This is a genomic window from Pseudomonas glycinae (assembly GCF_001594225.2).
Lineage (GTDB): Bacteria > Pseudomonadota > Gammaproteobacteria > Pseudomonadales > Pseudomonadaceae > Aquipseudomonas > Aquipseudomonas glycinae.
Genome location: NZ_CP014205.2, coordinates 1069589 through 1093723, shown reverse-complemented (window position 1 = coordinate 1093723; position 24135 = coordinate 1069589). Strand labels below are relative to the sequence as shown.

The window sequence follows — 24135 nt, the reverse complement described above, 5'->3', positions numbered from 1 at the left end:
TCGCTATCGAACAAACGAGACATCAATCCTGTCCGCGTTAATTTTGACGAACTGCCCATTCAGATGTGGGTATTCGTAGTGGATATCCTGATCCATAAAATCAACAAACGACCGGAAAACCTCGCCATCCAGATAGCCATAAACTTCACAGTGGAATCCACTACCGAGCATCTTGATCTGCATTTCTTCGCATTGTGTGGCTGACACAAACTCGTCATCAGACAGCACCATTTCGAACTCAGCCTCGTAAGTTTTTCCGACCTCAATTTTCGAAGGGCTGTGGCTTACGAAGCATCTGACCTCAACGCCCTCAACAACCAGCAAAATAGCGTCTTCTACAAACGGATCTATTTCGACGACCAAAGCTTTGTGTGTCTTAGTCATGAGCAGGTCTCACTGTTTTATCTTGTGCATTACCATTGATTGTCCGCCAAAATTCTTTTCCACTTTTGGTGTGTAGAGTCGTAATTTCATCATTTGTGTTGGTGCCCACGAAAGCAAATTTCGCTTCACCTTTCCGGTTATTCCCCATTAGTTGGATATATCCTGCTCGCATCTCTCCTTTGTATAAGTACTCCACACGCGTGCCTTGATTCACTACTCCTCGTGCGATGAGCAAGTACTCTTCGTTGGTCATCGCCTTGAATTCGGCGCCATGCTTTTCAAAATGCGCGGCGAGTTTTTCATCACTACCAAAATTTCCCGGTCGAGATTTGGGCTTTGGGGTCAGCGGTTCACCTTCGTCAACAACCGAACCGCTCACCCGATCCGGAACCGGACATCCTGGCTTGTTCGGCGGCGGACAATTGGATGTCAACCCCAACGGATCCACCCACCCCGTCGGATTCGGCACGTACCGGTACTGATTCACCCCACCCGCCAACTTCACCGGATCCGGCGTCAGGTACCGTCCCACGTCCGGGTCGTAATACCGGTGCCGGTTGTAATGCAGTCCGCTTTCCTCATCGAAGTACTGCCCCTGAAACCGTAGTGGCTGGTTCAGGTAGTCCTCGGTCGCCAGTTCCAGCGAGGTGACCTTGCCGTAGGCGCTGTATTTGGCTGACCAGACGATGTCGCCGCTGTAGTCGGTCAACTCCTGCGGGGTGCCGAGGTGGTCGAGTTGGTAGTAGAACGGGCAGGCGCGTTTCGGGCCTTTGCCGTCGAGCATGGCCAGTGGGCGGAAGGTGCCGGGTTCGTAGATGAAACTGCGGTGCTGTTCCTGGCTGCGTAATAACTTCGTATAGCATACATTATACGAAGTTATACGAGCCCACAGGCTCACGCAGCCGACCGTGATAAAGCCCAGTACGCCGAAATAGCCGTAGTGCCAGCTCAGCTCCGGCATGTTCTGGAAATTCATCCCGTAGATCCCCGCCACCGCCGTCGGGAATGCCAGAATCGCCGCCCACGCTGCAAACTTGCGCTGCCCCACGCTCTGGCGTGACGCCTCCACTGAATTCAGGAGCAAGCTCCCTTCATCCGCTCGACTTGCATGTGTTAGGCCTGCCGCCAGCGTTCAATCTGAGCCATGATCAAACTCTTCAGTTCAAACATCTTTGGGTTTTTAAGAAACCCTAAACTTGGCTCAGCAATCGTTGGTTACATCTTTGATTTCTCGCGGAGTAACTTGTGATGCTGATAATCTTGTTGACTATCAGTCTGACTCCACAAGCACCCACACGAATTGCTTGATTCAGCTGTTAAAGAGCGGTTGGTTAAGATCTTTCATCTCAACCGAGGCGCGCATTCTACAGCAGCCTCATTTGCTGTCAAGTGATTATTTTCAGAAGTTTTCGAAGATTTCTTCAACAACTTCAACCACTTGCGCTTCCGATCTCTCGTTAGCGGGAGGCGAATTCTACAGCGTTACACGCTGCTGTCAACACCTCTTTTTCTCCGCTTTCGACCGAGAAGATCGAACCGTTGAAAGCGCCAAACAGACCGGCATTTCCAACTCCCTCCAGGCTTCGATGAACTGAAGCGACCCGCTTCGAAACTTACTTAACTCATTGAATCTCAAGGAGTTTTCCGTTTCGACTGCGCCGGAAGTGGGGCGAATTATAGAGACTCAGAATCTGCCGTCAACCCTTAATTTGAGTTTTCTATCAAGACAGGGAAAAAGGCCGCTTCTATATAGACGGGAACGTAGCGAGTGCGCACTATATTGCTCAACACAACAGCTACCTCCCCGGATGATGCCACGCAATGAACCACCAGCCTCGCAGCCTTGCCTCAACCCTGTTCCCGGTTGGCCTACTATTAATAGCCATGGCATCGATCCAGTCCGGCGCATCCTTGGCTAAAAGTATGTTCCCCATTGTTGGCGCTCAAGGCACGACAACGCTTCGCCTGATCTTCGCCAGCGTGATCATGCTGTTACTGCTCAAACCCTGGAGAGCGAAGCTGACAGCCAAGTCGCTGCGCACAGTGATTGTCTACGGGATGGCGCTGGGAGGTATGAACTTCCTCTTCTATATGTCGTTACGTACCGTTCCGCTCGGCATCGCAGTCGCTCTGGAGTTCACCGGCCCGCTGGCAGTCGCCATCTATGCCTCACGTCGCGCTATCGACTTTCTCTGGATTGCACTGGCTGCCATCGGCTTGTTGCTGCTGATACCAACTGGCGCTACAACAGCGGGTATTGATCTGATCGGCGCAGGCTATGCGCTGGGAGCGGGGGTTTGCTGGGCGCTCTACATTCTGTTCGGCCAAAAGGCGGGCGCGGATAACGGTGTGACCACCGCGGCGCTTGGCGTGATGATCGCCGCCCTGTTCGTTGCCCCCATTGGCATTGTCCATGCCGGCAGCGCACTGCTGACACCTGCACTGATTCCGATCGCCATTGGCGTTGCAATCCTCTCCACAGCCCTGCCCTACACGCTGGAAATGGTTGCGCTCACCCGAATGCCCGCACGCACCTTCGGCACATTGATGAGTATCGAACCAGCGTTTGGTGCGCTATCAGGTCTGCTGTTTCTGCAGGAATACCTTTCTTTGTCACAATGGATGGCAATTCTGTGCATTATTCTGGCCTCGGTCGGAGCAACCATGACGATGGGCAGTACCTCTAAACCCGCCATCGCTGCAGATTGAAAGAGGATTTTACGAAGGTCTGGCAATTGGCGCTCATTTAGGCCATGTTTAGCCTCGCAACCCAATGCCAGACATGGATTTTTTCGGATAGGGACATCAGAACGCTTCAAGCGAGAGCGCATAAAGGCAGACCCGAGCGCCAGACTCGAGGCCGCCATAAGGACGGTAATGAAACGAATTTTGATACTGATCGCCATACTGGCTGTTGCAGGCTGCGCGGCGACGTCGAAGACCCACGTCAAACATGGCAAGAAAGGGTTACACATCAACTGTTCGGGGCTGTCCTCTTCTTGGGACAAGTGCTACACCAGCGCCGCCAACTCTTGCGCACCAAAGGGCTACAAAGTCATTGCAAAATCAGGCGATACGGTGGAAGAGCCGGGTGATTACCCCTTTGGCCTCAACCCTGCCGGCTATACCAGCCGCAGCATGATCGTCATCTGCAAATAAACCATCGCCGCTACTGCACTCGCGAAGCGGCGAGCTGGTTCCCGATCTCTTCATGACAGGACTTCAGCACCCGCTGCTGAACCTGCGGGGACGCCAGCATTCGTGCCACTACCAGCGCCCCGACACACTGCGACAGAATCGCCCAAGCCAGGCTGTCGCTTTCCAGAATCTGCGCCCAACTTTCCTGAAGCTTGCAAATCCACAGCTCGGCCTGTTCCCGCACAACATTATCCGACCGCGCAATCTCGGCGCCCAACGCAGGCAATGCGCAGCCCAACTCAGGCTGCTCGACATGGGCCATGCTCAGATAAAGTTTCAGGCACCGCTCCAGTCGCTCGCGATCCTGCGTACCCTGCCCGCCCAAGCGCTCAAGACTCTGGCACAACTCGCGTTCGACGATAGCCGCGAACAAGGCATCCTTGGACGAGAAATGACTGTAGAACGCCGCCCCACTCAGGCCGATTGCCTTCATCAGGCCATCGACACCCATTGATGAGAACCCGTTTCTTTTCGCAGAAAGCGAACTGCTTTGCAGAAGCTTTTCTTTGGTTTCCAGCTTGTGACCGGCGGAATACCGCATGTATTTGTCCTCACATTGAGTGCCTTGACGCTGGGAAAATCCTAGCATAACGTTCGTTCACTTAACGATCGTTTAATAAAGGGATCCACCCATGAATAACAAGAAGGTCGTATTGGTTGTCGGTGCAGGTGATGCCACGGGCGGCGCCATCGCCAAGCGGTTCGCCAAGGAAGGTTTCGTCGCGTGCGTCACGCGGCGCAGCGCCGACAAGTTGCAGCCGTTGGTGGAAGCGATTCAGGCGGACGGCGGTGAAGCCCACGGTTTTGCCTGCGACGCGCGCAAGGAAGAAGACGTCATTGCGCTGATCGAAGATATCGAAACCCGCCTCGGTCCGATTGAAGCATTCGTTTTCAATATCGGCGCCAACGTGCCCTGCAGCATCCTCGAAGAAACTGCACGCAAGTATTTCAAGATCTGGGAAATGGCCTGCTTCTCCGGTTTTCTCAATGCCCGCGAAGTCGCCAAACGGATGGTGACCCGTAGCCGCGGCACTATCCTGTTCACCGGCGCGACTGCCGGATTGCGCGGCGCCTCAGGCTTCGCCGCATTCGCCGGAGCCAAGCACGGTATCCGGGCTCTGGCACAGAGCATGGCCAGAGAGCTTGGCCCGATGAACATCCATGTCGCCCACGTCGTGGTCGATGGCGCCATCGATACCGACTTCATCCGCGACAATTTCCCTGAAAAATATGCCACCAAGGATCAGGACGGTATTCTCAACCCCGACCACATCGCCGAGAACTACTGGTATCTGCATAGCCAGCCACGGGACGCCTGGACGTTCGAGCTGGACCTGCGGCCCTGGAACGAACGCTGGTAATCCCCCAATAACAAAAACAGAGAGCAGCGAACATGAGCAAAACCGTGGAGTTCTATTTCGATCTCGGCAGCCCCGCCACTTATCTGGCGTACACCCAACTGCCGAAAATCTGCGCCGAGACCGGCAGCCAGTTGATCTACATTCCGATGTTGCTGGGCGGCGTCTTCAAAGCCACCGGCAACGCGTCTCCGGCAATGATCCCGGCCAAGGGTCGTTACATGTTTCAGGACCTGGACCGCTACGCCAAACGCTACGGCGTGCCCCTTAAATTCAATCCGCACTTCCCGATCAATACCCTGATGTTGATGCGCGCGGTCACCGGCATTCAACTGCGTCATCCCGATCGCTTCCAGGCGTTCATCGATTGTCTGTTCAAAGCGCTGTGGGTTGAAGGCCGCCCCCTCGATGAGCCGGCAGCGGTTGCCACCGTGCTCACCGAACATGGCTTCAATCCTGAAGAAGTACTGGCATTGACCAACGATGAAGCAGTCAAGGCCGCGCTCAAGGACAACACCGAAACCGCCGTGAAGCGTGGCGTCTTCGGAGCGCCGAGCATGTTCATCGACAAGCAGTTGTTCTTCGGTCAGGACCGGCTCGACTTCGTGCTGGAAGCCCTTCGCTAAATCTCCACCACCAGACGCCCCTGAGCTGCTTTCGTTGCAAGCAGCTCATGGGCTTCTGCTGCGGTTTCCAGCGTGAACCGATGCGGATCGAGCAGCGGTCGCAGCTGGCCGGACTCAATCAACGCGGCAGCCTGGCGCAAAATCTCGCCATGATGCTCACGCCCACTGCCGGTCAGTAACGGCAGCAAGGTGAACACTCCCGCGGCCAACGCATACACCTCATCGCCCGGCGTCCAATTCTGCACGCCCTCACCCACTGCTTCGATCACACCTGCCAGATCCAGTCCCACCACTGCCGGCAGCGGTTGCCGGGCATGGGTGGCCTGCCCCGCACGAATTTTCAGATAGTGCTGCGCGCCCTTGAAAATGAATTGGGCGGCAAGCTGATTGCCCGCAGCACACGCAAGCTGTCACTGACCGATGAAGGTCAGCGGTACTACAGCGAATGTCGAAATATCCTCGCGGCCGTGGACGCCGCCGAGCACAGTTTCCAATCCGGCAGGGAAACCGTGGCCGGACCTTTGCGGATCGGCTCCTCCGTCAGTTTCGGCCGTTTGCAGATCGCCTCGCGGCTGGCGGAATTTCTGCAACGTTATCCTCAGGTGCAGATCGACCTGCAACTGAGCGACCAGAACCTGTGGAGCTACGAGAAGGATGGCCAACACCACGACGTACGCATCCAGGGCAACGCCCAGAGCAACAACTCCGAAGCGATCCGTGAAATGGTCTTGGGGGGACTGGGGATTTCGCTGTCACCGGTCTGGCTGTTCAGCGAAGATTTGAAGGTGGGCCGAGTGGTCGCCCTGTTGCAGGACTACCAGACATTACCGCTGCCGATTCACGCCGTGTCCCCGGCGAACCGTCGCCAGTCCGCCAGGGTCAACGCGTTTGTCGATTTCATGACCCAGGCGCTGGCAGCAGCGCCCGAGCTTCAACCAATCAGATAGCGGCAGTACGCGTGTTCAGCCATTCCAGTGCCGCGCCTTCAAGCAGCGGGCTCAGACGCTCGCGCACTTCGGCGTGATAGGCATTGAACCATTGCTTCTCTTCCTGCGTCAGCAAGGACGGTTCCAGGCAACGGGTGTCGATCGGGCACAGAGTCAGGGTTTCGAACTTGAGGAACTCGCCGAACTCGCTGCTTCCTGCTTCAACGTTCATCGCCAGGTTCTCGATCCGCACACCCCAGCGGCCCGGACGATAAGTGCCCGGCTCAATGGAAGTGATCATCCCCGGTTGCATGGCGGTTTGCGGCGCCGGAGCAGCTTGATAGGCGATCACCTGCGGACCTTCGTGAACGTTGAGGAAATAACCCACACCGTGACCGGTGCCGTGACCGTAGTCCACGTTCTCGGCCCAGATCGGCGCACGGGCAATCGCGTCCAGCAGCGGCGACAGAATGCCTTTCGGGAAATGCGCGCGGGACAAAGCAATCACGCCTTTCAACACACGAGTGCAATCGCGCTTCTGCTCATCCGTTGGCGTACCAACAGCCACCATGCGCGTGATGTCGGTAGTGCCGCCCAGGTATTGACCACCGGAATCGATCAGCAACAAGCCATCACCTTCGATCACCGCGTGTTCTTCCGGGGTGGCATGGTAGTGCGGCATCGCGCCATTGGCGTTGAATGCAGCGATGGTATTGAAACTCAGCGACACGTAATCCGGACGACGCTCACGGGCCGCCGTGAGTTTTTCGTCGATGGTCAGCTCGGTAATGCGCTCGCGGCCCCAGGCCGATTCCAGCCAGGCGAAGAATTCACACAACGCCGCGCCATCCTGCTCCATCGCCTGACGTATATGCCCGGCATCCGCCAGGCTCTTTTGCGACTTGGCCAGAGTGGTCGGGTTCAAGCCTTCGACCAGCTTCACGCCACTGTCGAGGTTATCCAGCAGGCCACTGGTGACCCGCGCCGGATCCACCAGCAGGCTCGCGCCACTCGGAATCGCACGTAGGGCATCGGCGACTTCGCTGTAGTCGCGCAGGGTTACGCCGTCTTTTTCCAGCACGGCGCGCAGCTCAGCATCGACCTTGCTCAAGGCCACAAACAGTGTGGCTTGTTGCTGGCTGATCAGCGCGAAGGAAACGAACACCGGGTTGAACGACACATCGCCGCCGCGCAGGTTGAACAGCCAGGCGATGTCGTCGAGGGTGGCGATGAAGTGCCAATCGGCGCCGCGTTCCTGCAAGGTTTCGCGCAGTTTGCCGAGTTTCTCGCCACGGCTGACAGTCGCCTGCGGCGGCAGGTGCTGGTAGATCGGCGCGTTCGGCAACGCCGGACGATCGCTCCAGACTTCTTTCAACAAGTCGATGTCGGTCCGCAGGCTGGCACCCCGGGCTTCGAGCTTGCTGCCCAGCGTACGTGCCGACGCGACAGCCATCACCGCACCATCGACTGCGACCACGCCACCTTCCGGCGTCTGCTCGGCCAGCCAGTCCAGCGGGCTCGGCTGACCCGGTTGCAGTTTCACCAGCTCGATGCCGCTGCCCCTGAGTTCCTTGGTCGCCTGTTCCCAGTAGCGACTGTCGGCCCAGACCCCGGCGAAATCGGGGGTGACAATCAATGTGCCCACCGAGCCATGGAAACCCGACAGCCATTGCCGGCCCTGCCAGTAACCCGGCAAGTATTCCGACAGGTGCGGGTCGGCGGACGGCACCAGCAACGCGTGGATACCTTCGCGACGCATCAGTTCACGGGTGTGCGCGAGGCGCTGGGGAACCGTTCCTTCGGTCAAGGTCTGGGTACTCATCATGTCTCCTGCCAATCACTTCATCGTTATTGTTCGTAGCCGTCAGGTCGGCTGGTTAAAGTCCTGTCGCCCAGAATGCCGGAGCACTGGCGCAGGCGGTCTTGATCAGTTCTACAGCCTTGTCGATGTCTTCGGCGGTGGTGAAACGGCCGAGGCTCAGGCGAATCGTGCGGCCGGCCAGGTGCGCGTCGTGCCCCAATGCCAGCAAAACGTGGGACGGTGTATTGCTGGCGGAATTGCAGGCCGAAGTCGCGGAAAACGCGATCGAATGGCTCAGCGCCGCCGGGTTGAACTCGCCTTCGCTGAAGGTCAGGCTCAAGGTGTGCGGGATACGTTGGGTGCTGCTGCCGTTGAGGCGCACGCCGGGCAGGCTCAAGAGTTGTTCGAGCAGTCGCTCGCGCAACGCGACGATGGTTTTCTTCTCGTCATCGAAAGCCTCGGCGGCCAGGGCAAACGCCGAGCCCATGGCAGCGATCTGATGAGTCGCCAACGTACCGGAGCGCAAGCCGCCCTCGTGACCACCACCGTGAATCTGCGCCTGCAAGCGCTGCTGCGCACGCGGGCCGACATACAGCGCGCCGATGCCTTTTGGGCCGTAGAGCTTGTGCGCCGAGAACGACATGAGATCCACCGGCCATTGCGCCAGATCGATCGCGACCTTGCCGGCGCCTTGCGCCACATCGACATGGAACAACGCCCCACGCCCACGCACCACTTCGCCGATGGCCGGGATGTCGTTGACGGTGCCGAGTTCGTTGTTGACCAGCATCAGCGACACCAGAAAGGTGTCATCACGCATCGCTTCGCTGACCGCTTGCGCAGTGATCAGGCCTTCGGCGTCCGGCACCAGATAGGTCACGGCGACACCGGCGTCCTGCAATTGCCGGGCGGTGTCGAGGATGGCCTTGTGTTCGATCTGACTGGTGATGATGTGCCCGCCGGACACACCACGGGCCTGGGCCACGCCTTTCAGTGCAAGGTTGTTGGATTCGGTGGCGCCGGAGGTCCAGACGATCTGTTGCGCCTGGGCGCCAACCAGTTCGGCGACTTGCCGGCGAGCGTTCTCGACCGTTTGCCGGGCCTGCTGACCAAAGGCGTGGGAGCTGGAGGCCGGGTTGCCGAAATTACCGTTGAAACCCAGACACTCGATCATCACCTGGATGACCCGCTCGTCCACCGGGGTGGTGGCGGCGTAATCGAAATACAGCGGACGTGTGTTCATAAAAAGACTCGCAGAGCGTGTTCCGGGATCAGGATGCTCGTGTCTGCAAACGGCACGACGCAGCCTTGTGAGCTGCGTCCGGGTTCGAGAGCGTCATCAATACCTGATCGGAGGCCGTTAAAGAAGAACAACTTCATTTAAAAGTGCGTAGGAACGCTCCTGAACGCGACTTTAACAGGCATCGGGCCGGCGGTTGTAGCACTGCGTCAGCCAAAGCTTTCAAGGAGTAACGGATACAGCGAAATCACCAGCAGCGCCGCCATGCCCCAGTTGAACACCCGCAACCAGCGGCGATCCTTGAGCACGTTGCGCAACAGAGTCCCGCACGCCGCCCAGACACCGACGCTCGGCAGATTGATGATGGCGAACACCGCCGCAATCACGATTACATTGGTGAAGTAACCCTGCATCGGCGTGTAGGTGCTGATGGCGCCGATGGCCATGATCCACGCCTTGGGATTGACCCACTGAAAAGCCGCCGCGCCGAGATAGCTGATCGGCTTCGCTTCGCCCTGCTCGCTATCACCGACCGGGCCGGAATGAGCGATTTTCCACGCCAGGTACAGCAAGTACGCCGCCCCCACATAACGCAGGACCGTATAAAGCAGCGGATAAGTCTGGAATACCGCGCCCAGGCCAAAACCCACCGCCACCACCAGCACGAAGAAGCCGCAAGTAATGCCGAGCATATGAGGGATGGTGCGGTTAAAGCCGAAGTTCACGCCCGATGCCAGCAACATGGTGTTGTTCGACCCCGGTGTGATCGAGGTGACAAGGGCAAACAGGGCAAAGCCCAGCAACAGGTCGAGCGAGAGGGTCATGGCAGGCAGTCCGTCAGGGTCATTCAGGTGTTGACCCTATCCCACGGCGCCGCGCAAACCCACGGACAGTTGGGTAAAACTTCGAGCAGTACAGTTCTCAATCAGCTTGGACGACCGTGCAGCTGTACGGCCCGTTCCGCGCTCATTTCACCCTTGGTATCGAAACCGAATATCTTCTGTGGCTGGCCGAGCAATTCGGCTTTTTTCGCGTGGTATTCCTCGAAGGACAGACCGCGACGGTTCAGCGATTCAAGCGCCAGTTCGCGGGTTTCTTCCGCCGTGTAAGGACGCAGTTCCGGGGAAACGTGGCTCGCGCAACCGGCGAGAACGGAGACAGCGAGCATCAGCGAAACAGTCAGTAAACGATTCATGGGAGCATCCTGGCGAGCAGTGTGGGTCGATGGAGAAAGGCTACGCCCGGGCCCGCTCTGGCAGAAATCAACGCTCTCAATAGTGGCTATCAGAATTCGGGCAGGAATCGCTCTCATATTCTCAAAAGACCTATCAATATCAATTAACAGTCTTTTGCGGAATAACAGTCAGCCTTTATAAATCCTTCATCGCGTTCGGCACTGTTGCTCCAGCAACTGTTTCCCAGGCAACAGCAGTTCAACAAACCGGCCTGAAAGTCACACGAGCACAGCCGCCGACAACGCTCGAAGCCCCGGAATACGGGCCTTACAGGAATTGGTACAGCGCTTGCTCTGACCCGGTGACTACTCACTGCTCGCCGAGCAACTGTTGAAAAAGGAACTGACCATGTCGCGTCCACTGAAAGTCGTCGCCCTGTCCGGCGGAACCTGGCGTCCGTCCCGCACCCTGGTGCTGACCCAGGCCCTGCTGGCCGAATTGTCCGGGCACCTGCCGGTCGAGAGTCACCTGATCGAACTCGGTGACATCGCCCGCCCGCTGGGCGCCGCGCTGTCCCGTCAAGAACTGCCAGCCGAGATCGAAGCCGAACTGCAAGCCATCGAACAGGCTGATCTGCTGATCGTCGCGGCGCCGGTGTATCGCGGCTCCTATCCGGGTTTGCTCAAACACCTATTCGACCTGATTGATCTGAATGCATTGATCGACACCCCTGTGCTGCTCGCCGCCACCGGTGGCAGCGAACGCCATGCGTTGGTCCTCGATCACCAGTTGCGCCCGCTGTTCAGCTTCTTCCAGGCCGTGACCCTGCCGATCGGCGTGTATGCCACCGAAGCCGATTTCGCCGACTACCAGATCACCAGCGAACCGCTCAAGGCGCGCATCCGCCTGGCCGCCGAACGTGCCGCGCCACTGTTCGGCACTCACCTCAAACCATTGCTGAAAATCGCCTGAGGAGCTGTTCATGGATGTTTTCTGGTTCCTGCCGACTCACGGCGACGGTCACTATCTGGGCACCACCCAAGGCGCACGCCCGGTCACCCTCAATTACCTGAAACAGGTGGCGCAAGCTGCGGACAGCCTCGGCTACCACGGCGTACTGATTCCCACCGGGCGGTCCTGCGAGGATTCGTGGGTGATCGCCTCGGCACTGGTGCCGCTGACCGAACGCCTGCGTTATCTGGTGGCGATCCGTCCGGGGATCATCTCGCCGACCGTCTCGGCGCGCATGGCCGCGACCCTCGATCGTCTGTCCAACGGCCGCTTGCTGATCAACGTCGTGACCGGTGGCGACCCGGACGAAAACCGTGGCGACGGCAGTTTCCTCAGCCACAGCGAACGCTACGAAGTCACCGACGAATTCCTCAAGATCTGGCGCCGCGTGTTGCAAGGCGAAGCAGTGGATTTCGAAGGCAAACACCTGAAGGTACAAAACGCCAAAGCCCTGTATCCGCCGGTGCAGAAACCCTACCCGCCACTGTATTTCGGTGGTTCCTCCGACGCAGCTCACGATCTGGCCGCCGAGCAGGTCGACGTGTACCTGACGTGGGGCGAACCACCCGCCGCCGTCGCCGAGAAACTCGCCGACGTGCGCGAACGCGCCGCCCGTCACGGGCGCAAAGTGAAGTTCGGCATCCGCCTGCACGTGATCGTGCGCGAGACCGCCGAAGAAGCCTGGAAAGCCGCCGACAAACTGATCGAGCACATCAGCGACGAAACCATCGAGGCTGCGCAGAAATCCTTTTCCCGTTTCGACTCCGAAGGCCAGCGACGCATGGCCGCGCTGCACGACGGGCGCCGCGACAACCTGGAAATCGCCCCCAACTTGTGGGCCGGCGTCGGCCTGGTGCGCGGCGGTGCCGGCACTGCATTGGTCGGCGATCCGCAGCAAGTGGCGGCGCGAATCAAGGAATACGCGGATCTGGGCATCGAGAGCTTCATCTTCTCCGGTTATCCGCATCTCGAAGAAGCCTACCGCTTTGCCGAACTGGTCTTCCCGCTGTTGCCCGAACCGTACGCGAGCCTGGCCGGACGCGGCGTCACCAACCTCACCGGGCCGTTTGGCGAAATGATCGCCAATGATGTTCTGCCCGCCAAAGCCAACGCCTGAGGAAGACCGAGTGACTGCCAAACCGCAAAGCACCCTGCTTTCCCCGTTGCAGACCGCCCGCCAACTGGCCGCTGAATTCGCCCTGACCGCCGTCGAGCGCGACGAGCGTGGCGGCACGCCGAAAGCCGAACGCGACGCCCTGCGCGACAGCGGTCTGCTGGCCCTGAGCATTCCCACCCGTTACGGCGGCCTCGGCGCGCGCTGGAGCGAAACCCTGCAAGTCGTGCGCGAATTCGCCAAGGTCGACAGCTCGATCGCCCACGTCTTCGGTTTTCATCATTTGATGCTCGCCACCGTGCGCCTGTTTTCCCGCCCGGAACAATGGCAGCCGTGGTTCGAACAGACCGCGCGGCAGAACTGGTTCTGGGGCAACGCGCTCAATCCGCTGGACACCCGCACCGTGGTCAAGGACCTCGGTGGCTGGCGCGAGTTTTCCGGCAAGAAGAGCTTCTGCTCCGGCGCCAGCGATTCGCAGATGCTGATCGCCTCGGCGGTGGACGAAAGCAACGGCGGCAAATTGCTGATCGCGGCGATTCCGAGCGGGCGCAGCGGCATCACCCTGCACAACGACTGGAACAACATCGGCCAGCGCCAGACCGACAGCGGCAGCGCCACGTTCGAACGGGTGCGGGTCGAGGAATCGGAGCTGCTGCTGGATCCGGGGCCGCTGAGCACACCGTTCGCCTGCTTGCGCCCGTTGATCGCGCAACTGACGTTCACCCACATGTTCCTCGGCATCGCCGAAGGCGCCTTCGAAGAAGCGCGGCAATACACCCTCAGCGAAACCCGTGTCTGGCACAAATCCTCGGTGCGCGAGGTGCGTGAAGATCCTTATGTGCTGGCCCATTACGGCGAGTTCTGGGTCGCTCTCGAAGGCATCCGTCTGCTGGTGGAACGCGCCGCTGCGTTGCTCGACGAGGCCTGGGCCAAAGGCCCGAACCTCAGCGCCGAAGAGCGCGGGCATCTGGCCACGGCGATTGCCACGGCCAAGGTCGCCGCCAGCCGACAGGGCCTGGAGATTTGCAGCCGATTGTTCGAAGTCACCGGCGCCCGTTCGACCCACGCCTCGCTGCGCCTCGACCGACACTGGCGCAACCTGCGCACGCAAACCCTGCACGACCCGCTGGATTACAAACTCCACGAGCTGGGCGACTGGGCGCTGAACCAGTCCCTGCCGGTGCCGACGTTCTATTCCTGATTTCCTTTCGTGGAGCGAGACCCATGCAACTGCTGACCCTGCCGCCTTCACCCGCCCTGGCCACCTCAATCCGCGCCACCGCTCAGGTCTTCGAAGACCCGAAATCCCAGGCTTTGCTCGCGCATTTGCAACAGGTCGCACCGAGCGAAGCCAGCGTGCTGATCATCGGCGAAACCGGCACCGGCAAGGAGTTGGTGGCGCGGCATATCCATAACCTGAGCAACCGGCGTAACCGGCCGTTCATCGCGGTCAACTGCGGGGCGTTTTCCGAATCGCTGGTGGAAGCCGAACTGTTCGGCCATGAAAAAGGCGCCTTCACCGGCGCCCTCAGTGCGAAGGCCGGGTGGTTTGAAGAGGCGGATGGTGGCACCTTGTTCCTCGATGAGATCGGCGATCTGCCGATGGCGATCCAGGTCAAATTGCTGCGGGTGTTGCAGGAACGCGAAGTGGTGCGCCTCGGATCGCGCAAGAGCATTCCCATCGATGTACGGGTGCTGGCGGCGACCAACGTGCAACTGGAGAAAGCCATCAACGCCGGGCATTTCCGCGAGGATCTGTATTACCGGCTGAACGTAGTGAATCTGGAGCTGAGCCCGTTGCGCGAGCGGCCCGGCGATATCCTGCCGCTGACCCGGCATTTCATCGAGGCCTACAGTCAGCGCCTGGGTTACGGGCGCGTCACCATCAGTCCCGGCGCCGAACACAAGCTGCGCGGCTACAGTTGGCCGGGCAACATCCGCGAACTGGAAAACGTCATCCATCACACGCTGCTGATCTGCCGTAACGGCGTGATCGAACGCGACGATCTACGCCTGTCGAACCTGCGCATCGACCGGCCCGACGATCAGCACGCGACCGCCGACGACTCACCGGAAGCGCTTCTGGAACGCGCCTTCCAGAAACTCTTCGAACAACAGGCCGGCGCCCTGCATGAGAAGGTCGAAGACGCGTTGCTGCGCGCGGCTTATCGCTTCTGCCATTACAACCAGGTGCACACCGCGTCCCTGCTCGGCCTGAGCCGCAACGTCACCCGCACGCGCCTGATCAAGATCGGCGAACTGGCGGTGAACAAGCGGCGGCCCACGGAAAACCTGCAAGGCGAGCGCTTGATCCAGCTGTCGATCTAGCCGACCAGTTGGCAGTGCAAACCGTCGTCATGATTGCGAGCGATGCTGCTCAGCACCTGGAAGGAACCGAAGGTCACGGTGCGCGCCTGATGAGTGCGAATCAGTTGCCAGAAATCCTGCTCGCCGGTTTCGAAACTCTGGAACGCCGCCTCCCCCGCCTCGCGGGACTGCCATTGCAGAAAGCTCAACACTCGCCGGCCATCGTCGCTGGCCTGGACGCTCGCGCTGACGAAGCCTGAGTAACGCTGGGCCAGACGTTCGGTCTGCAGCGCCAGCGCCGACACCAGCGCCGGTTGCTGGCCGGGTTCGATTTCAAATTCGATCAATTGGGTAAAGCTGCGGTTTTTCGCTGGTGCTTGCATGAGATCCCCACTCGGTCAGGCGAATCTTGCGATTCGAAGGCCTGCAGGGTAAAACCTCGAGTTAACTAGAGGTCAAGGGGCAATTTGCAGATGATCACTGCGCAAAATGTGCACAAGCAACTGACCGTCGGCGAAGTCGCGGCCCGCAGCGGCGTGGCGGTCACCGCCCTGCACTTTTATGAATCCAAGGGTTTGATCAAAAGCCAGCGCAACGCCGGCAACCAGCGGCGCTATCCACGGGAAGTGCTGCGGCGGGTCGCGTTGATCAAAGTGGCGCAACGCCTGGGCATTCCACTGGCGGAAATCGGCGAAGCGTTGAAACAGCTACCGGACAACCGCGCACCAACGGCAGCGGACTGGAAGGTGCTGTCGGAGCAGTGGCGGCGAGAGCTGGACGAGCGGATCAATCAGTTGATGCTGCTGCGCGACCGGCTGACCGGTTGCATCGGTTGTGGGTGTCTGTCGATGGAGGCCTGCCCGCTGCGCAATCAGGGCGACGTGCTGGGCGAGCGAGGGCCGGGAGCGCACTTTCTCGACGTTCCCGACTGAGGACTCGCTCCGCTCCGGCGTCGCGAGGGCTGCTCGTCGGCTGCTCGGTCATGGCGGCGGCACGGATCTATAGTTGAGCGACCGGCAACCCCGGCGAAGGCACACCTTCAACCACTAATAAAAACCAGGCAACAAATAACAGGGAGTACCGCCATGAGCGTCAAACCCATTCCCGAGGGGTATCACAGCATTACCCCGTACCTCGGCATTCACAAAGCTGCCGAAGCCATCGACTTCTATAAAAAGGCGTTCGGTGCCACCGAAGTCATGCGCCTGAGCATGCCCGACGGCGGCATCGGCCACGCCGAACTGCGCATCGGCGACAGTGCGATCATGCTCGGCTCGCCATGCGATCAAGGGCCTTTGAGCAATCCGGACAAAGCAGTGTCGGTCGGTTTGCATCTGTACGTGACCGATGTCGACAAATCCTTTCAGCGTGCGCTGGAGGCCGGCGCGACCTCGGTGTCCGAGGTCAAGGATCAGTTCTACGGCGACCGCAGCGGAACATTGAAAGATCCGTACGGGCATCTGTGGTTCCTCGCCACGCGCAAGGAGGATCTGACCCAGGCACAGATCGAGCAACGGGCAAAAGAGATGTTTCAGCAAGATTAGCCACGCCGAATATCCATTCCCGCGCAACGCGCGGGGGTGGGCGAACACGATTCATGAACCGTCGAACCACGCTTCACGTCTTGTCATGAACGCCCGGCGATTTCAGGATGCAGGCCACTCGCCTGAATAAAGGATCACCCGATGTTTGCCGGATTCGTCAAAGACCAGCGCCGCGTCAACGGTGTGGACATCAGCTACCGCATCAAAGGCAGCGGCCCGGGGCTGCTACTGTTGCACGGGCACCCGCAGACCCACGTCATCTGGCACAAGATCGCCGGGCAACTGGCCGAACACTTCACTGTGGTCGCTGCCGACCTGCGTGGTTACGGCGACAGCAGTCGTCCGCCGGCGGATGAAGCTCACCTCAACTATTCCAAGCGCGAGATGGCCCGCGACGGCGTGGAATTGATGAACGCGTTGGGCTTCGAGCAGTTCTCGATCCTTGCTCACGACCGTGGCGCGCGAGTCGCCCATCGTCTGGCGCTCGATCATCCCGCCGTCGTGCAGCGCATGGTCCTGCTCGACATCGCGCCGACGCTGGCGATGTACAGCCAGACCAACGAAGCCTTTGCCCGGGCCTATTGGCACTGGTTTTTCCTGATTCGTCCGGCACCGCTGCCGGAAACCCTGATCGAAGCCGACCCTGAAGGCTATCTGCGCAGCGTCATGGGCAGTCGCAGCGCCGGGCTCGCGCCCTTTACCGACGAGGCATTCAGCGAATACCGGCGTTGCCTGGAACGTCCCGGCAGTGCTCGGGGGATCTGCGAGGATTACCGCGCCAGTGCCGGCATCGACCTGGAACATGATCGCGCCGATCTCGCGGCCGACCGTCACCTGACCCTGCCGTTGCTGGTGCTGTGGGGCGCCGAGGGCACTGTCGGTCGCTGCTTCGATCCGCTCAAGGAATGGCAACAGGTTGCCACCGACGTACGGGGCAAGGCTTTGCCTGCCGGGCATTACCTCGCCGAAGAAGTGCCCGAATTGTTACTGACCGAAGCACTCGACTTTCTCCGCTGATTCCCCTCCTCCAATCCGGCGGCATGCGCCGTCGGACTGCTTCGCCTGCCCCGGAGAAATTCGCCCACGCGACAGCAACCTGCAATCGCGAAACATTTACTTTCATATCGTTTATCGGGATTTGCTTCGGTCATCCGTCTTATAGAGATGCGGGCCGGTCGCGTAGGCAAAAGCCACGACCGGCCTTTCAGGGGAACCCGTGCTGCGAAGCCCGTAGTACCGCTCCCTCTCACTGAATCAAGACCCGTCATCATGTCGAAGAAGTCCCGCTCGAAACTGTGGTTCCTGGTACACAGCTGGCTGGCGTTGCCGATCTGGTTTTTCGTTTTGATCGTCTGCGTCACCGGCACCCTGGCGGTGGTCAGCCAGGAAATCGTCTGGCTGGCCAACCCGCAGATGCGCGCCAGCGCACCGTCGGACGATGCACCGCGCCTGAGTTACGACCAGATCCTCGCCGAAATCAAGAAAGCCGAACCTCAGACCCTGGTGCAGAGCATCAACCGCCCGGATGAGTCGCACTTTGCCCTCGACGTCGAGGTCAGCTATCCCGACGGCCGTTCGCTGACGGTCTACGTCAACCCCTACACCGGGGTGATCCAGGGCACGGCGCCAGACTTCAACTTCAAGGCGTTCACCCGCGCACTCCATGGCTGGTGGCTGGTGCCGTTCACCAACGGTTTCAGCTGGGGCTGGTACCTGGTGTCGTTCCTCGGCCTGCCGATGCTGGCCTCGCTGGTGACCGGGCTGGTGGTGTACAAGCGCTTCTGGAAAGGCTTTTTCCGCCCGACCCTGCGCTTCAATCATGGCGCGCGGATCTTCTGGGGCGACTTCCACCGCTTGAGCGGCATCTGGTCGATATGGTTCATCGCGGTGATTTCGGTCACCGGCACCTGGTTCCTGATCCAGGCGCTGCTGTCGGACAACCAGATTTCCATTTCCAGCGAGCCGATCATTCCGGCCATGTCCCGCGAAGCCGTGCCATTGTCGAGCGACGGTTCGCCACCGCCGCGTATCAGCCTGGACCGCGCCATCGAAATCGCCCAGACAAAAATCCCCGGCCTGGAAGCCAGCTTCATCAGCCTGCCGGGCAATGCCTACGCGCACCTGGATATCGGCGGTCGCGGCTGGTATCCGCTGATGTACCAGACCGCCACGCTCAATCCGTACAGCGGTGACGTGGCGGCCTCGCGGCTGTTGTCCGATCGCACGTCACTGGAGTTCGTCACCGAATCCATGCGTCCGCTGCACACCGGTGATTTCGGCGGTCTGTGGATCAAGCTGATCTGGTTCTTCTTCGGCCTGCTGCTGAGCATGATGGTCCTCAGCGGCCTGCTGATCTGGACCAAGCGCACCGCGCTGGCCACCGCCAACGCCCTCAAGCGCGAGCACAAGAAACAGCGCGTGCAGGCACAACCGGCCCTGCGCGGTGAAACGTCGGAGGCCAACCTGTGAGCAAGTCCACTAGCGTGGCTCAGCCTTCACGGCTGAGCGTGATCTGGCACAAATGGCGCTTCCACATCAATGTGCTGTTGCTGCTGATCCCCTTGGGCTTCATGCCCAAATACTTTGCCGACGCTGCGCTGTTCCGTGGCGACAGCGGCCTGGGCGAGCGCGAGATCGGCGAAATCCAGGTCGGGCCATGGAGTCTGCGTCTGGCCGAATTGCGTGACGAGGCCCCGCGTTCCGACGGCCCGGCAGGCTATCTGAAAGGTTTTAATGCCGCGCTGTGCGAGGCCTGTATCGAGCCGGTCAAGGCCACTTACCTGCGCATCGGCAAGCCGCGCAGCCTGCGAGCCGCCGGTTCGATCTTCTTCGGCACGCCATACCGCATGGGCATTCAATTGCCGGTGCCGGAAAGAACCAAAGCCGACGCCGAACTGTGGATCACCATGGAAGGCTGGGACGGCAGCATGCATCAAACCTCGATTCCACTGAGCCAGGCTTCCCCCGCCACGGTGGCCTGGCTGAACAAACAAGGAGCCAAACCATGAGCCGTCCTTTCCGCCTTGGCATGAGCGCCGCATGGCTGGCACTGTGTGCCGGTTTCAGTACCAGCGCCCTGGCCCACAATCCGATGTGCGAGTGCAAGGCCATCGACGCCGAGCAGATCAAATGCACCGGCGGCTTCTCCGACGGCAGCGGCGCACCGGGGGTAACCCTCGATGTGATCGGCTACGACGAAACCATCCTGGTGCCGGGCAAGCTCGGCGCCGATTCGACCCTGACCTTCAAGAAACCCGGCGCCGAATTCTACGTGCTGTTCGACGCCGGCCCCGGCCACGTGGTCGAAATCGACCAAGCGGATATCGAAGCCCCATGATCCCACCGACCACCCAGGTTGTACGCCCGGCCGGTGCCGGGCATGAAACCCTCAACGTGCTGCTGATGTGCCTGCTGATCCTCGCGGTCGCCGGATCGGTAGTCGCATGGCGCGGCGTCTCCCACGAACCGGAGCCGGTTTCCAGCCATCAGCTCGATGCCCGTCGCGATCTCGGCGCCAGCGAGCAAGGCATCTATGCCGACTTGCGGGTAACCCTCGACGAGATCCGCCTGCTGCGCGAGGAACAGCAAGCGCTGCCGACCCCGCAGAACCTGGCGGATGAAGGTTTCGCACCGTTCGCCCAGGACGCCAGCTCTGTGAGCCGTGGCGGCCATGTCTGGCAATTGCTGGCCAATGCCGCCTACTTCGGCCACAGCCAGGCACCCGCCGTGGCCGGCTCGTTTCTGATGCGCCTGAACGACGCCGCGCCGGACATCTGGCTCAACCGCGCCAGCGACCTGCAGGCGCCGGCAGACCTGTCCGACGCAGCGCTGACCGCTGCCGGATGGAAACAGATCGTCGCGCAATTCGATGCCGGGGTGACCCGCGAACATCGTCATTGAACCCTCGCCTTCATTCGAGAGAAGACCGCTTGCCCATGCCTAGTTCATCTCAACGCCGTCCTTTCCTGCGCCTGCTGCTGATCGGCCTCTGCGCCTGGCTGCTGAGCCCGCTGGCCAGCGCCGATCAGGCCAAGCGCCTGCGCATCGGCATCACCCTTCATCCGTATTACAGCTATGTGGCGAACATCGTCGGCGACAAGGCCGAAGTCGTGCCGCTGATTCCCGCCGGCTTCAACCCGCACGCCTACGAGCCGCGCGCCGAAGACATCAAGCGCATCAGCGGGCTGGACGTGATCGTGCTCAACGGGGTCGGCCATGACGACTTCGCCGACCGCATGATCGCCGCCAGCGAAACGCCGAAGATCAAGACCATCGAAGCCAACGAAAACGTGCCGTTGCTGGCCGCCACCGGGGTGGCCGCGCGCGGTGCCGGCAAGGTGGTGAACCCGCACACGTTCCTGTCGATCAGCGCCTCGATTGCCCAGGTCAACAACATCGCCCGGGAGCTGGGCAAGCTCGACCCGGAAAACGCCAAGGCCTACACCCAGAACGCCCGCGCCTACGGCAAACGCCTGCGGCAGATGCGCGCCGACGCCCTGGCCAAACTGACCCAGGCGCCGAACGCCGAACTGCGGGTTGCCACGGTGCACGCCGCTTATGACTACCTGCTGCGCGAGTTCGGACTGGAAGTCACCGCCGTGGTCGAGCCGGCCCACGGCATCGAGCCGAGCCCGAGCCAGTTGAAGAAAACCATCGATCAACTGCGGGAACTGGACGTGAAAGTGATCTTCTCCGAGATGGACTTCCCGTCCACTTACGTCGACACCATTCAGCGCGAATCCGGTGTGAAGCTGTACCCGCTGTCGCACATTTCCTACGGGGAATACACCGCCGACAAATACGAAAAGGAAATGACCGGCAACCTCAACACCGTGGTTCGGGCGATTCAGGAGTCCGGCGCATGACGGCTCAGGAAAACCTGTCGATTGCCAGCAGCGGCCCGACCCTGGATTTCGCTGACGTCAGCCTGACCCTCGGCCGCACGACGATTCTGGACAAGGTCACATTCCAGGTGCAGCCCGGCAGCGTGCATGCGCTGGTCGGCCCCAACGGCGGTGGCAAGAGTTCGCTGATCAAGACCCTGCTCGGGCAGATGCCGCATCAGGGCCGGCTCAGTCTGCAATGGCCAGGCGAGCCCGGCACCATCGGCTACGTGCCGCAGGCGCTGGAGTTTGATCGGGGCCTGCCGATGACCGTCGATGATTTCATGGCCGCCATGTGCCAGCGCCGCCCGGCCTTTCTCGGTCTGAGCAAACGCTACGCCGGCGCTATCGGTGATGCGCTGGAGCGGGTCGGCATGCAGGACAAACGCAAGCGGCGGATGGGCGCGCTGTCCGGTGGTGAACGCCAGCGGGTATTGCTCGCCCAGGGCCTGATTCCGGCACCGCAACTGCTGGTGCTGGACGAACCGATGTCGGCCCTCGATGAAGCCGGGATTCAGGTCTTTGAACGCCTGCTGGGCGACTGGCGTGCGGCGGGCATCACCGTGCTGTGGATTGAGCACGATCTGGAAGCAGTCGGGCGTCTGGCCAATCGCGTCACCGGCCTCAACCGCCGGGTGCTGTTCGACGCCTCGCCGCAACAGGCCCTGACCCCGGAACGTTTGCTGACCCTGTTCTCGACCCATCCACGGAGCGCTGCCTGATGAGTTACGAAGCCTTTCGTTTGATGGTGCAGGGCTGGGCCGCCTCCGGTTACCTGCCGGAAGCCCTGGCCTACGGGTTTGTGGTCAATGCGCTGCTTGCCGGTATGTTGATCGGCCCGGTGCTCGGTGGCCTCGGCACGCTGGTGGTCGTCAAGCGCTTCGCGTTTTTCTCCGAGGCGGTGGGTCACGCGGCACTGACCGGCGTGGCCATCGGCATTCTGCTCGGCGAGCCCTACACCGGGCCGTACGGCAGCCTGTTCGGCTACTGCCTGCTGTTCGGCATTTTGCTCAACTACTTGCGCAACCGTACCGGCCTGGCTCCGGACACATTGATTGGCGTATTCCTGTCGGTGTCCCTCGCCCTGGGTGCAAGTCTGCTGCTGATTCTGGCGGGCAAGATCAACGTGCACATTCTGGAAAACGTGCTGTTCGGCTCGGTGCTGACGGTCAACGGCGATGACCTGCTGGTGCTGGCGATTGTCGGCTCACTGGTCATGGCGCTGGCCCTGCCGTTGTACAACCGGATCATGCTGGCCAGCTTCAACCCGCAACTGGCGGCGGTGCGCGGCGTCGCGGTGAAAACCCTGGATTACCTGTTCGTGATTCTGGTGACGCTGATCACCGTCGCCGCCGTGAAAGTCATTGGCGCGATTCTGGTCGGTGCGCTGCTGGTGATTCCGGCGGCGGCTGCGCGCCTGCTCAGCCAGTCGCTCAAGGGCTTTTTCTGGTGCTCGGTGCTGATCGCCACGGTCAGTACCCTGTGCGGGATTCTTGCACCGATCGTGTTCGACCTGCCGATTCCGTCCGGCGCCGCGATCATTCTGGTCGCCGGTATCGCCTTCGCCCTCGCCGCGATTGCCCGGGGCGTCGTCCCCAGTCTGAAAGGGAACCTTGGATAAATGGCTTTTTCATTGCGACAACTGACCCTGGCCATCGCCCTCACCGGCGCGGTTTCGAGCCCTCTGCTGGCTGCCGAGAAACCGTTGCGGGTGCTGGCCTCGCTGCCGATCACTTATGGTCTGGGCGAAGTCCTGCTCAAGGGCACCGACATCAGCCTCGAACGCGCTGCGCCGGCGAATCTGCCGGGCAGCCGTCAGACTGCCTACTTCACCGGTCGCGGCGCCCCGGCGCTGAGCAAACTGGCCACCGGCGCCGATGCCGTGATCGGCGTGCGCTCGCTGTGGGCCGATGATCCGCTGTACCCGATCGCCAGACGCAGCAACATCCGCATCGTCGAAGTCGACGCCGCCCGCCCGGTGGACGGCGCCCTGCCCGGCATTGCCGTGCAGCCGGGGCTGAAAGTCGATGGCCTGAACAGCCAGCCGTGGCTGGCCAGCAACAACATGGGCCGTATGGCCGACGTGATGGCAGCGGATCTGGTGCGCCTGGCACCGAAGGACAAACCGAAAATCGAGGCCAATCTGGCAGCACTGAAGCAGCGCCTGCTGAAACTCAGTGCCGACAGCGAGGCGCGTCTGGCCAGTGCCGACAACCTGAGCGTGATGAGCCTGAGCGATCACTTCGGTTACCTGATCGGCAGCCTGAACCTGGAGCTGATCGGACAGGATGCCCGCGCGGATTCCGAATGGACGCCGGAGGATCTGAAAAAACTGACCGCCACCCTGAAAGACAATGACGTAGCGGTGGTGCTGCACCATCGGCAGCCATCGGACGCGGTGAAAGCGGCGATTGCCGAATCGGGCAGTCATCTGCTGGTGCTGAGCACCGATGCGGCGGATCCGGTGGCAGAGCTGGAAGGCAATCTGGATGTGCTGCTCAAGGGCCTGGCCGGCGCCTGAGGCCAGTTGCCCCCCCGTTGATCGTTCCCACGCTCCGCGTGGGAATG

General features: G+C 60.6%; 28 protein-coding genes and 2 pseudogenes. 20 read left to right on the top strand and 10 right to left on the bottom strand.

Going from position 1 to position 24135, the window contains the following annotated elements; all coding sequences use genetic code 11:
* Positions 1-3 precede the first annotated feature (3 nt).
* From AWU82_RS04980 to AWU82_RS29295, 3 genes and pseudogenes are all read right to left on the bottom strand, one after another.
* Complete coding sequence (locus tag AWU82_RS04980) at positions 4-384, bottom strand: UCP019853 family protein (protein WP_064378732.1); 381 nt, start codon at positions 382-384, stop codon at positions 4-6.
* Positions 377-1225: pseudogene (locus tag AWU82_RS04975) on the bottom strand (RHS repeat domain-containing protein); the annotation flags it as partial. The pseudogene AWU82_RS04975 and the gene AWU82_RS04980, both read right to left, overlap by 8 nt.
* A 105-nt stretch (positions 1226-1330) precedes the next feature.
* Positions 1331-1432, bottom strand: a pseudogene (locus AWU82_RS29295) (CorA family divalent cation transporter); the annotation flags it as partial.
* Between the two features lie 773 nt (positions 1433-2205).
* Between AWU82_RS29295 and rhtA the strand changes: the two are divergent.
* Complete coding sequence (rhtA, locus tag AWU82_RS04970; RefSeq protein WP_064378542.1) at positions 2206-3093, top strand: threonine/homoserine exporter RhtA; 888 nt, start codon at positions 2206-2208, stop codon at positions 3091-3093.
* A gap of 168 nt (positions 3094-3261) precedes the next feature.
* The gene (locus AWU82_RS04965; protein ID WP_064378543.1) at positions 3262-3543 is read left to right on the top strand and encodes a hypothetical protein; all 282 of its coding nucleotides are present in this window, start codon (positions 3262-3264) and stop codon (positions 3541-3543) included.
* Between the two features lie 10 nt (positions 3544-3553).
* Here AWU82_RS04965 and AWU82_RS04960 read toward each other — a convergent pair whose 3' ends face one another.
* A complete protein-coding gene (locus tag AWU82_RS04960) occupies positions 3554-4123 on the bottom strand; it encodes a TetR/AcrR family transcriptional regulator (RefSeq protein WP_064384019.1) in 570 nt (189 codons plus the stop codon).
* Between the two features lie 91 nt (positions 4124-4214).
* On the opposite strand from AWU82_RS04960, the gene AWU82_RS04955 reads away from it, so the two are divergent.
* Both AWU82_RS04955 and AWU82_RS04950 read left to right on the top strand, forming a co-directional pair.
* Positions 4215-4943, top strand: a complete 729-nt coding sequence (locus AWU82_RS04955; protein ID WP_064378544.1) for an SDR family oxidoreductase — start codon at positions 4215-4217, stop codon at positions 4941-4943.
* A gap of 32 nt (positions 4944-4975) precedes the next feature.
* Positions 4976-5566 carry a 2-hydroxychromene-2-carboxylate isomerase gene (locus tag AWU82_RS04950; RefSeq protein ID WP_064378545.1) on the top strand — a complete coding sequence of 197 codons (591 nt, stop codon included), beginning with the start codon at positions 4976-4978 and terminating at the stop codon, positions 5564-5566.
* Here the strand turns inward: AWU82_RS04950 and AWU82_RS04945 are convergent.
* Entirely contained in the window at positions 5563-5856 is a 294-nt protein-coding gene (locus AWU82_RS04945; protein WP_236197101.1) for a zinc-binding dehydrogenase, read from the bottom strand. The two genes, AWU82_RS04950 and AWU82_RS04945, sit on opposite strands and share 4 nt — an antisense overlap.
* 57 nt (positions 5857-5913) lie before the next feature.
* Here AWU82_RS04945 and AWU82_RS04940 point away from each other — a divergent pair, with 57 nt between their 5' ends.
* On the top strand, positions 5914-6513 hold the full coding sequence (locus tag AWU82_RS04940) for a LysR family transcriptional regulator (RefSeq protein WP_223290672.1): 600 nt from the start codon (positions 5914-5916) through the stop codon (positions 6511-6513).
* Here AWU82_RS04940 and AWU82_RS04935 read toward each other — a convergent pair.
* The 4 genes from AWU82_RS04935 to AWU82_RS04920 form a co-directional block, all read right to left on the bottom strand.
* Positions 6506-8314: an aminopeptidase P family protein gene (locus AWU82_RS04935; protein WP_064378547.1), complete on the bottom strand. Its 1809-nt coding sequence runs from the start codon at positions 8312-8314 to the stop codon at positions 6506-6508. The genes AWU82_RS04940 and AWU82_RS04935 overlap by 8 nt on opposite strands.
* Positions 8315-8369: 55 nt before the next feature.
* Entirely contained in the window at positions 8370-9536 is a 1167-nt protein-coding gene (locus tag AWU82_RS04930; RefSeq protein ID WP_064378548.1) for an aminotransferase class V-fold PLP-dependent enzyme, read from the bottom strand.
* Positions 9537-9742: 206 nt separating this feature from the next.
* Complete coding sequence (locus AWU82_RS04925) at positions 9743-10357, bottom strand: LysE family translocator (protein ID WP_064378549.1); 615 nt, start codon at positions 10355-10357, stop codon at positions 9743-9745.
* Positions 10358-10458: 101 nt separating this feature from the next.
* Positions 10459-10728, bottom strand: coding sequence for a hypothetical protein (locus AWU82_RS04920; protein WP_064378550.1), 270 nt, complete (start codon positions 10726-10728; stop codon positions 10459-10461).
* A 388-nt stretch (positions 10729-11116) separates the two neighbouring features.
* Between AWU82_RS04920 and msuE the strand changes: the two genes are divergently transcribed.
* From msuE to AWU82_RS04900, 4 genes are read left to right on the top strand one after another with little or no spacing between them, the layout of a single operon-like run.
* Positions 11117-11680 (top strand): FMN reductase, encoded by a 564-nt coding sequence (msuE, locus tag AWU82_RS04915; RefSeq protein ID WP_064378551.1) that lies wholly within the window; start codon positions 11117-11119, stop codon positions 11678-11680.
* Positions 11681-11690: 10 nt separating this feature from the next.
* Positions 11691-12836: an FMNH2-dependent alkanesulfonate monooxygenase gene (gene ssuD, locus AWU82_RS04910; protein ID WP_007955828.1), complete on the top strand. Its 1146-nt coding sequence runs from the start codon at positions 11691-11693 to the stop codon at positions 12834-12836.
* Between the two features lie 10 nt (positions 12837-12846).
* Positions 12847-14034: an acyl-CoA dehydrogenase family protein gene (locus AWU82_RS04905; protein WP_011335232.1), complete on the top strand. Its 1188-nt coding sequence runs from the start codon at positions 12847-12849 to the stop codon at positions 14032-14034.
* Between the two features lie 23 nt (positions 14035-14057).
* The gene (locus AWU82_RS04900) at positions 14058-15161 is read left to right on the top strand and encodes a sigma-54 interaction domain-containing protein (protein WP_064378552.1); all 1104 of its coding nucleotides are present in this window, start codon (positions 14058-14060) and stop codon (positions 15159-15161) included.
* Here AWU82_RS04900 and AWU82_RS04895 read toward each other — a convergent pair.
* Positions 15158-15523: an antibiotic biosynthesis monooxygenase gene (locus AWU82_RS04895; RefSeq protein WP_064378553.1), complete on the bottom strand. Its 366-nt coding sequence runs from the start codon at positions 15521-15523 to the stop codon at positions 15158-15160. The genes AWU82_RS04900 and AWU82_RS04895 overlap by 4 nt on opposite strands.
* Before the next feature lie 90 nt (positions 15524-15613).
* Here AWU82_RS04895 and soxR point away from each other — a divergent pair, with 90 nt between their 5' ends.
* The 11 genes from soxR (at position 15614) to AWU82_RS04840 (ending at position 24088) form a co-directional block, all read left to right on the top strand.
* Positions 15614-16072, top strand: coding sequence for a redox-sensitive transcriptional activator SoxR (gene soxR, locus AWU82_RS04890; RefSeq protein WP_064378554.1), 459 nt, complete (start codon positions 15614-15616; stop codon positions 16070-16072).
* A gap of 153 nt (positions 16073-16225) precedes the next feature.
* A complete protein-coding gene (locus AWU82_RS04885) occupies positions 16226-16684 on the top strand; it encodes a VOC family protein (protein ID WP_064378555.1) in 459 nt (152 codons plus the stop codon).
* A gap of 141 nt (positions 16685-16825) precedes the next feature.
* The gene (locus AWU82_RS04880; RefSeq protein ID WP_064378556.1) at positions 16826-17701 is read left to right on the top strand and encodes an alpha/beta fold hydrolase; all 876 of its coding nucleotides are present in this window, start codon (positions 16826-16828) and stop codon (positions 17699-17701) included.
* Between the two features lie 252 nt (positions 17702-17953).
* Complete coding sequence (locus AWU82_RS04875) at positions 17954-19153, top strand: PepSY-associated TM helix domain-containing protein (protein ID WP_064378557.1); 1200 nt, start codon at positions 17954-17956, stop codon at positions 19151-19153.
* Positions 19150-19692: a PA2404 family protein gene (locus AWU82_RS04870; protein WP_064378558.1), complete on the top strand. Its 543-nt coding sequence runs from the start codon at positions 19150-19152 to the stop codon at positions 19690-19692. Before AWU82_RS04875 ends, AWU82_RS04870 begins: the two co-directional genes overlap by 4 nt.
* A complete protein-coding gene (locus AWU82_RS04865; RefSeq protein WP_064378559.1) occupies positions 19689-20021 on the top strand; it encodes a hypothetical protein in 333 nt (110 codons plus the stop codon). The genes AWU82_RS04870 and AWU82_RS04865 overlap by 4 nt, the downstream gene beginning before the upstream one ends.
* Complete coding sequence (locus AWU82_RS04860; RefSeq protein ID WP_064378560.1) at positions 20018-20584, top strand: DUF6162 family protein; 567 nt, start codon at positions 20018-20020, stop codon at positions 20582-20584. The genes AWU82_RS04865 and AWU82_RS04860 overlap by 4 nt, the downstream gene beginning before the upstream one ends.
* Positions 20585-20619: 35 nt before the next feature.
* The gene (locus tag AWU82_RS04855; protein WP_064378561.1) at positions 20620-21549 is read left to right on the top strand and encodes a metal ABC transporter substrate-binding protein; all 930 of its coding nucleotides are present in this window, start codon (positions 20620-20622) and stop codon (positions 21547-21549) included.
* Positions 21546-22289, top strand: coding sequence for a metal ABC transporter ATP-binding protein (locus tag AWU82_RS04850; RefSeq protein ID WP_064378562.1), 744 nt, complete (start codon positions 21546-21548; stop codon positions 22287-22289). Before AWU82_RS04855 ends, AWU82_RS04850 begins: the two co-directional genes overlap by 4 nt.
* On the top strand, positions 22289-23188 hold the full coding sequence (locus AWU82_RS04845; protein WP_064378563.1) for a metal ABC transporter permease: 900 nt from the start codon (positions 22289-22291) through the stop codon (positions 23186-23188). The genes AWU82_RS04850 and AWU82_RS04845 overlap by 1 nt, the downstream gene beginning before the upstream one ends.
* A complete protein-coding gene (locus AWU82_RS04840; RefSeq protein ID WP_064378564.1) occupies positions 23189-24088 on the top strand; it encodes a metal ABC transporter substrate-binding protein in 900 nt (299 codons plus the stop codon). It abuts the gene before it with no gap.
* Positions 24089-24135: the final 47 nt, after the last annotated feature.